Source organism: Xanthomarina sp. (genome assembly GCF_035306705.1).
GTDB lineage: Bacteria > Bacteroidota > Bacteroidia > Flavobacteriales > Flavobacteriaceae > Xanthomarina.
This window is the reverse complement of the sequence record NZ_DATGNO010000043.1, coordinates 1-8,776: the sequence shown is the minus strand read 5'-3', so window position 1 is coordinate 8,776 and position 8,776 is coordinate 1. Positions and strand designations below refer to the sequence as shown.

The 8,776-nt window shown below is 34.7% G+C and carries 6 protein-coding genes; 1 reads left to right on the top strand and 5 read right to left on the bottom strand.

The window, feature by feature from the left end; all coding sequences use genetic code 11:
- A partial coding sequence (locus VKY47_RS03400) for a T9SS type A sorting domain-containing protein (protein ID WP_324310362.1) occupies nt 1-2,341 on the top strand: 2,341 nt, incomplete at its 5' end.
- A 91-nt stretch (nt 2,342-2,432) separates the two neighbouring features.
- Here the strand turns inward: VKY47_RS03400 and VKY47_RS03395 are convergent.
- From VKY47_RS03395 to gcvP, 5 genes are all read right to left on the bottom strand, one after another.
- Nucleotides 2,433-3,275 carry a glycosyltransferase family 2 protein gene (locus tag VKY47_RS03395; protein ID WP_324310360.1) on the bottom strand — a complete coding sequence of 281 codons (843 nt, stop codon included), beginning with the start codon at nt 3,273-3,275 and terminating at the stop codon, nt 2,433-2,435.
- A 90-nt stretch (nt 3,276-3,365) separates the two neighbouring features.
- Nucleotides 3,366-3,887, bottom strand: a complete 522-nt coding sequence (locus VKY47_RS03390; RefSeq protein ID WP_324310359.1) for a class I SAM-dependent methyltransferase — start codon at nt 3,885-3,887, stop codon at nt 3,366-3,368.
- Nucleotides 3,887-4,675 (bottom strand): pyrroline-5-carboxylate reductase, encoded by a 789-nt coding sequence (gene proC / locus VKY47_RS03385; protein ID WP_324310358.1) that lies wholly within the window; start codon nt 4,673-4,675, stop codon nt 3,887-3,889. The genes VKY47_RS03390 and proC overlap by 1 nt, the downstream gene beginning before the upstream one ends.
- Before the next feature lies 1 nt (nt 4,676).
- Nucleotides 4,677-5,735 (bottom strand): 3-oxoacyl-ACP synthase III family protein, encoded by a 1,059-nt coding sequence (locus VKY47_RS03380; RefSeq protein WP_324310357.1) that lies wholly within the window; start codon nt 5,733-5,735, stop codon nt 4,677-4,679.
- Between the two features lie 177 nt (nt 5,736-5,912).
- The gene (gene gcvP, locus VKY47_RS03375; protein ID WP_324310355.1) at nt 5,913-8,762 is read right to left on the bottom strand and encodes an aminomethyl-transferring glycine dehydrogenase; all 2,850 of its coding nucleotides are present in this window, start codon (nt 8,760-8,762) and stop codon (nt 5,913-5,915) included.
- Nucleotides 8,763-8,776 lie beyond the last annotated feature (14 nt).

The following is an 8,776-nucleotide window of genomic DNA, read 5'->3' as shown; positions in this document are numbered from 1 at the left end:
TGGAGTTGGAAAAAACGAGAGTACTCCAGATTATTTTTTTAAGGGAGATATTGGAGAGATTATAATGTACAAGAAGGTTGTAAATGAAGCGCAACGCATCATTATAGATAACTATTTATCCGCTAAATATAATATTCCACTTGCTGATAATAATTTTTACACCCACGATGATGGAAATAAAATTTATGACCACCATGTTGCAGGAATAGGTAAAACCACAGGTACAAATATTCATTCCGATTCCCAAGGAACAGGAATTGTAAGAATAAACAACCCATCAAGCCTTCCTGATAATTCTTTCTTGTTTTGGGGTGAAGACACTAAAAATCCAACATATCATTTTACAACCAATAACCATAACTATTCAGAACAATTAGCTTCCAAATGGCGTGTAAGTAAAATAGGAGATATCGGTCATGTTGCTGTTTCTTTTGATGTTTCTAATATGGATTTATCAGGTTGGAATGGATGCAAGGAATTGCAATTGGTGGTAGCGAATAACTCGAACTTTACTTCCCCAAGAGTTTATTCTTTAACTGTTGCTGGAAATAATGCTGCAGCAAGTAATGTGGTTTTTAACGATGGTGATTATTTTACCATTCGTTATGTGCATCAAATAGTATGGGATGGTAACAGATACTTCAATGGATCCAGACCAGATCAAGCACCAAACAACGATTCAGATAAATGCTTAAAACTATTGGTTAAAGCTGGTAATAAAGCTGTGTTAATAGAAAACGCTTACGTGCGTGAAATTGAAGTTCAAGCTGGAGCAGTTTTAGAAGTTAAAGATGGCGTAGAATTATCTGTTCAAGACAAAATAGTAAATAATGGAACTATCGATTTGTTAGGAGAAGCACAGCTTATTCAAGAACATGTAGGGATTTCTCAAAATTCAGGTTTAGGAAAATTAAAAATCAGACAACAAGGAACAACTAATTTATATAATTATAATTATTGGAGCGCACCAGTAAATACAGATGGTTCTTGGCAGATTAAATTTTTAGAGCAAAATAATGGACCCATTGGTTTTACTCCTGCCCATAATGCCGATCCAACTACCAATCCAATAAAAATAAGTAGTAGATGGTTGAATACGTACAATGCATCTGAAACACTATCGGATGGGATAACCGGATGGATCCGAATTAATTCATCCACATTAATTCCTCCTGGAATAGGTTATTCTATGAAAGGTTCTGGATCATCTATATCTGAAGAAGAATATGTCTTTTCAGGAGAAGCAAATAGTGGCGATTATTCGTATCCTGTAACTGCTGGGAACGATTTCCTTATTGGAAATCCTTATCCCTCAGCTTTAAGTGCTGAAAAGTTTATTAATGAGAACAAAAATGTTATTGATGGTACCTTGTATTTCTACGAACAATTTAAAGAAAATAATACACATGTTTGGAGGGAATATCAAGGAGGTTATGCAACTTTAAATTTATTGGCGGGTGTTGCAGCATCAGCAGCGGACTCACAATTAGGAACGGGTGGTAATCAAATTAAAGGTGCGCCTACAAATAATATTGCAGTTGGTCAGGGTTTCTTTGTGAATATTAAAACTAATGGAACTTTAAAATTCACTAATAAGCAACGGGTTTTTGCCAAAGAATCTAATGGAGGATCGATTTTCTATAGAGAAAATGCTGTCAATAATGATAGCAGAACCAAATTTTGGTTACATTTTACAGACCCAACAGGAAGAGCTAGGGAAATTGCTTTAGGATATGACGATAATGCATCTGTAGGTTTTGATACAGGTTACGATGCGATTGATTATAGCGATTATCCGGATAAAATGCTTTGGTATACTCCCGAGAATTTATTGGTTATTCAAGGCTTAAATAGGTTTAGTGAAGAAGACGAAATACCTTTATCCATAAAAGTTACAACTCCTGGAACTTATACCATTCGATTAGATAGAACTTTAAATTTTCCAGAAAACACCGCTATTTATTTAAAGGATAATCAGGAAAACAACTTTTATAATTTAAAAACTGAAGATCTGTCTATTGTTTTTGAAGCAGGCACTTTTAATAACAGATATTCTATCGTGTATCAAAGAGAGACCTTAAGTTTACCAACTTTAGAAGGAAATCAATCGATATATGTGAAATTTGATAAAAACGACGATACAGTTCAATTATTAGGTTTGGATAATTTGAATTCTGTTCAAGGAGTTTATATCTATGCCATGGATGGAAAACAAGTTAAATCCTTTAAAAACATAGATTCTAAAGTGTTTAACGTGTCTTACTTAAACGATGGCGTTTATATTTTAAAATTGGAAATGGTATCTGGTGCAACCAAGAATATTAGGTTTGTAAAGTATTAAGAATAGTAAATATTTCTGGCCTTTCAAGTTTCAAAAACCTGAAAGGCCTTTTTAAATCCTAGATTTTGAGATTTGTTTATTTTGGGTTTGGCTATTTATTAACCATCCCTTTCCAGCGTAGTTTCCTAATAAATCTTCCTTGTTCATTTGAAACCAAAAACGGAAGTTTTTCCTTTTTTGCTTTAAAATAGCCTTCCATATAATCTATAAAGAGTTTAGAACTTCTTTTTTTGTAGGCCAACTTTAAGGCTGAAATAAGGGTGATAAGAAAACCATAACGCATTTTGTACATAGCTTCTCCTTGTAAATGCTTGGAGGCTTTGTTATAACTAATTCCTGTAGGTTTTAAATGCTTTACATGAAGAGTTTCGTCGGTTAGCAATTCCCAACCATAGAATTTAGCAAGTAACTCGTCAACAGTGTCCCAGCCCATAGAGGGTTTTAGTTTTTCTATTTGCTCAAAACACTTTTTTCTATAAGCTTTTAACGCACCACGAATATGATCTTTTCTAGTCAGGTTTTCTAAAACCCATTGAGCGTCTTTTTCTATATAGCAAAAACCGGAAGCCATTCCAAGGTTTTCATTTGTTTTAAAGTGAAAAGCCAATCTTTCTAAATAATTGGTCGGAAAAATTAAGTCGGCATCAAACTTGCAAATAATTTCGTAATCCTCGTCTAGAGTTTCATAACCTTTATAAAACGCATGGATAATTTTTGAACCCGGTAAATGTTTATCAGAAGATGTTGTGTTTATTAATGAAATCCAATTGTATTTTGAAGTGAATTCTTCAACTAGCTGTTGGGTATTATCTGTAGAATGATCATTTACTACAACCACCTGTTTTGGTAAAAGAGTTTGGGTGACCAAAGACTCTAGAGTTTGCTTAATGAAAGCCTCTTCATTATGGGCTGGAATAACAATGTAAAAATTCAATATTTTAAAGTTTAAGATTCAAAGTTAACTTAATTTACTTCTTTTTGAAATTTAACCTTGTCCTATCCTTCTATTTTCGAGGGGGTTTGATTAAATTTTTTCAGCATAAACAATATAATATCTAGGGGTAAACCAACGTAGAATTGGTCGGATTCCAATTTTTTTAGTAGGATTGGTCCATTTTTCCCTAGCAATAATTTTCCATCCAGCTTTTTCTAGAAGCCAATCAAATTGCCAATCTTCAAACTCGTGATAATGTCTGTCGCGCATATCTGTTTTACTTCTATATGCTGAAGAAAACCATAATTTTAATGGAACGCTAGCTACTAGTTTATCGGCTTTTATGGATTTTAAAACGGTAAAAGGAGAGAGGAGATGTTCAAAAATCTCAAAGGCTGTTACAACATTTGCATTTGAGTTTTCTATAGTTGTTGTATTTAAATCCAAATCTTCCCCTTGGGTGTTCTCTACTTTAAAACCATGTTGTTTCATGATTTCCGTAAACGGATTTGCTACACCTAAATCTAAAATGTTAGCCTTAGTTGAAATGTGTTTCTCTAAAAAGGAAGCTGTAAGCTTAAAACGTTTATTAGGATATGTTTTTTCGTACATTATTTTGAAATATTATCAAAAGATGTTTTAATACCTTTTATAAGTGCCGAGCTAAATCCACTATGTTCCATTTCATTTAAGCCGGCAATAGTACAACCTTTTGGAGTGGTAACTTTATCGATTTCAGCTTCTGGATGATTTCCATTTTTAATCAGTAATTCTGTAGCACCTCTTACAGTTTGTGTTGCGATCTTAGTCGCAGTTTGTGCATCAAAACCAATTTCAATTCCACCTTGAATCATGCCTCTAATAAAACGCAAAACATAAGCAATTCCACAAGCACCAAGTACTGTAGCAGCATCCATAAGTTGCTCATTAATAACAAGCGTACTTCCGAGTGAATTAAAAATATCGGCAACCTCTTCAAGTTCTTTTTCTGAAGCATTTAGGGAAGCTAAGCACGTCATAGATTCATTGACTGAAGCTGCAGTATTTGGCATGGCCCGAATGATTGTGATTTTTGATTTAAGGCTTTTAGAAATATTTTCAATGGAAAAGTCGCTTACTACAGAAACTATAATGGCATTATTTGAAATATAAGGATCTATTTGAAGGAGTACTTCCTTTATTTTATAAGGTTTAACAGCAATAATTATTATGTCTGTATTTTTTACAGCCTCTATATTATTATTAAGAATAATAACACCTTTAGCTTTTAAAGAATCGAGATGTTCTGTTTTATTACGTGTTACGGTAATATTGGAAGGGTTGTAGTCCTTGGCTAACAGACCGTTTACAATAGATTGGCCTAGGTTTCCACCTCCAATAACGGCAATGTTTTTGAACATTTTAAAATTTATAAACAATGGCATTTATATTCATTCCTGCACCTACACTAGCAAACATAATCACATCACCTTTATTTATTTCATGACCCTCTAGCTCTCCATTTAAAATTAAATCGTATAAGGTAGGAATGGTAGCTACGCTGGAGTTTCCTAATTTATTGATGGTCATTGGCATAATGCCTTCTGGCATTTCCAAATTATAAAGTTTATAGAAACGTTGTACAATGGCTTCATCCATTTTCTCGTTGGCTTGATGGATAAGAATCTTCTTTAAATCTTCAATTTTATAACCACTTTTATCCAAACAGGATTTCATAGCGGTTGGCACATGGTTTAAAGCAAATTCGTAAATTTTCCTACCGTACATTTTTATATATCGACGCTTATTTTTAACTGCAGGATTATTGGTTTCACCAAAATAAATAAAATGGGCTTCGTCTAAAGCATAGGTAGCACTTTCATGAGAAATAATACCTCCTTCATCCTTAGTTTCTTCAAGAACTACAGCTCCGGCACCATCACTATAAATCATGGAATCCCTATCGTGCTTATCGATGACACGAGATAAGGCTTCAGCACCAATTACCAAACATTTTTTTGCAATTCCAGCTTTTATAAACGCATTGGCTTGAATTAGACCTTCGTTCCAACCAGGACAACCAAAAAGAATATCGTAAGCTACACATTTGGGGTTTTTAATACCTAGAAGATGCTTTACTCGGGAACCAATACTTGGAACCGTATCGCTTTGCTCTGTATTGTGAATAACATCGCCGTAATTATGACCTACTATAATATAATCGAGTTCTTCTTGATCTATTTTAGAATCTTTAATGGCCTTCTTGGCAGCAAAAAAGGCAAGATCGGAAGTTGTAAGATGGTTTTCGGCATAACGTCGTTCTTCAATTCCGGTTATGGCTTTGAATTTCTCTATAATAATATCGTTTTCACGATTGATCGACGAACCATCTTCATTTAGAAATTCATGACGAATAAAATCTTCATTCTTTTCTATATTATTCGGAATATAACTCCCAGTTCCTGTTATTTTTATTGCCATGTGATTGCTGTTAAATATTGGGCTAATGCTAAATTAATCATAATATAATTGTTAGCATATTCATTTCTAAAATATTCATAAAAAATTATCAGATTCGCATAAATAGATAACTTTAATATTTTTTTCTAAAAAAAAACCCTCATTACAAGGGTTTTTTAAAATTATTGAATTTGCTGCTTATGCATCCATATATTCTTCTATCGGAGCACACGTACAAATTAAATTCCTGTCTCCATAAGCATCGTCTACACGTCTTACACTTGGCCAGAATTTATTATCTCTAATATAATCTAAAGGAAAGGCTGCTGTTTCTCTAGAATATGGCATCAACCATTCCGAGGCAGTTAGCATCTCTAACGTATGAGGTGCGTTTTTCAACACGTTGTTCTCATCGTCTTTAGTAGCTAAATCAATTTCCTTTTTAATTGAAATCATGGCATCGCAAAAACGATCCATTTCAGCTTTGCTTTCACTTTCTGTTGGTTCGATCATTAAGGTTCCAGCTACTGGAAATGATACTGTTGGTGCATGAAAACCATAATCCATTAAGCGTTTTGCTATATCCGATACTTCAATGCCATTGGCTTTAAAAGGTCTGCAATCTACAATCATTTCGTGTGCCGCACGACCACGTTCTCCAGAGTATAATGTGTCGAACTGACCTTGTAAACGTTGCTTGATGTAATTGGCATTTAAGATAGCAATTTTAGTAGATTGAGTTAATCCTTCTGTGCCTAACATTTTAATGTAAGCATAAGAAATTAAACACACTAAAGCTGAACCAAAAGGCGCACTTGAAATTGCTGTAATAGCTTGTTCTCCTCCTGTTTTAATTATTGGATTTCCAGGTAAAAATGGCGCTAATTGTTTTGCAACACATATTGGGCCAACTCCAGGGCCTCCACCTCCATGAGGAATTGCAAAGGTTTTGTGTAAGTTTAAATGACAAACATCTGCACCAATTTTTCCAGGATTTGTTAATCCTACTTGGGCATTCATGTTTGCTCCATCCATATAAACTTGTCCGCCATTATCATGAATTATTTGTGTAATTTCCATAATAGCAGATTCGTAAACTCCATGTGTAGATGGATAGGTAACCATAATACAAGATAAATTGTCTTTGTGCAATTCAGCTTTTTGACGTAAATCTTCTACGTCTATGTTTCCGGTATCTGTAGATTTAGTAACCACTACTTTCATCCCAGCCATAACCGCACTTGCAGGATTGGTTCCATGGGCTGAAGACGGAATTAAACAAATGTTTCTATGGTGTTCTCCACGGGATTCATGATACGCTTTAATAACCATTAATCCAGCATATTCACCTTGAGCTCCAGAATTTGGTTGTAAGGAAGTCGCGGCAAATCCTGTAATTTCGGTTAATTGGTCTTCCAATTCCTTTAAAACGGTTTGGTAACCTTGCGCTTGTTCAATTGGAACAAATGGATGAATACTTCCCCAATTGGCATAACTTAATGGAAGCATTTCAGCAGCTGCATTTAGTTTCATGGTACAAGAACCTAAAGAAATCATGGAGTGATTTAATGATAAATCCTTACGTTCTAGTTTTTTGATATAACGCATCAATTCTGTTTCAGAATGATGAGAGTTGAAAATATCTAAGGTTAAGAACTCTGATGTTCTTTGAATATTTTTAGAAATATTATTCTCTTCTGAAAGCGATGTTATTTTAGTAGTTTCTTTTCCAGCTGCTTCAGCAAAAATGGCAACAATTTGGTTGGCATCTTTTAAGTTGGTTGTTTCATTAATTGAAATGGTTACCGTATTTGCATCTGGATAGAAGAAATTGACTTCATTCTTTTCAGCAAGGGTTTTTATTTTTGAAGCATCTGCTTGAATGCTAAGCGTATCGAAAAAAGACGTATTTGTCTGCTTAAAACCTAATTTCTCAAGGCTCTTTGAAATAGCAGAAGCTGTATTGTGAATTTTATTTGCAATAAACCCCAAACCTTTCGGTCCGTGGTAAACAGCGTACATTCCAGCCATGACGGCCAATAATACTTGAGCAGTACAGATGTTGGAAGTAGCCTTGTCGCGCTTAATATGTTGCTCACGTGTTTGTAGGGCCATACGTAAGGCTCTGTTGCCGTTTACGTCTTTTGTAACTCCAATAATACGTCCTGGAATATCTCTTTTATAAATTTCTTTCGTCGCAAAATATGCAGCGTGAGGTCCGCCATAACCCATTGGAATACCAAAACGTTGTGTTGTTCCTACTACCACATCTGCACCAAATTTCCCAGGAGCTTCAAGCATCACAAGGCTTAAGATGTCGGCTGCAACAGCTACTTTAATTTGGGCCTTATTCGCTTTTTCAATAAAAGATTTGATATCCGTTACCTGACCATTTTTTCCAGGATATTGAAGGATGGCTCCAAAATATTCTGAAGAAAAATCAAAAGATTCTTCATTTCCTACAACTAATTCCACGCCAATTGGTGTAGATCTGGTTTGAAGCAAGGATAGGGTTTGAGGTAAAATGTTTTCTGAAACAAAAAATTTATTGACATCGTTTTTTTTCTGATCTCTTTCTCTAACAGCAAACAACAAACTCATAGCTTCTGCCGCCGCCGTACTTTCATCTAAAAGAGAGGCGTTTGCCAGTTCCATTCCTGTAAGGTCCGAAACCATGGTTTGAAAGTTTAATAAAGCTTCTAAACGACCTTGAGCTATTTCTGCTTGGTAAGGCGTATAGGCTGTATACCAACCTGGGTTTTCCAAGATGTTACGCTGAATAACTGGAGGTAAAATAGTTGGGTGATACCCAAGTCCAATATAAGTTTTGTATGTTTTGTTTAATTTAGAAAGCTCATGAATATGGGTTAGATACTCATATTCACTCATAGGCTCATCTAATTCTAATGGCTTTTTTAGCCTAATGCCGTCAGGAAGTGTTTCAAAAATAAGTTGGTCTAAAGATTCAACTCCAATGGCTTTTAACATGAGCTTTTGGTCTTCTTCTCTAGGACCAATGTGGCGAAGTGCGAAATTAGTTGTGTTCATTAAAATTTAGTTGT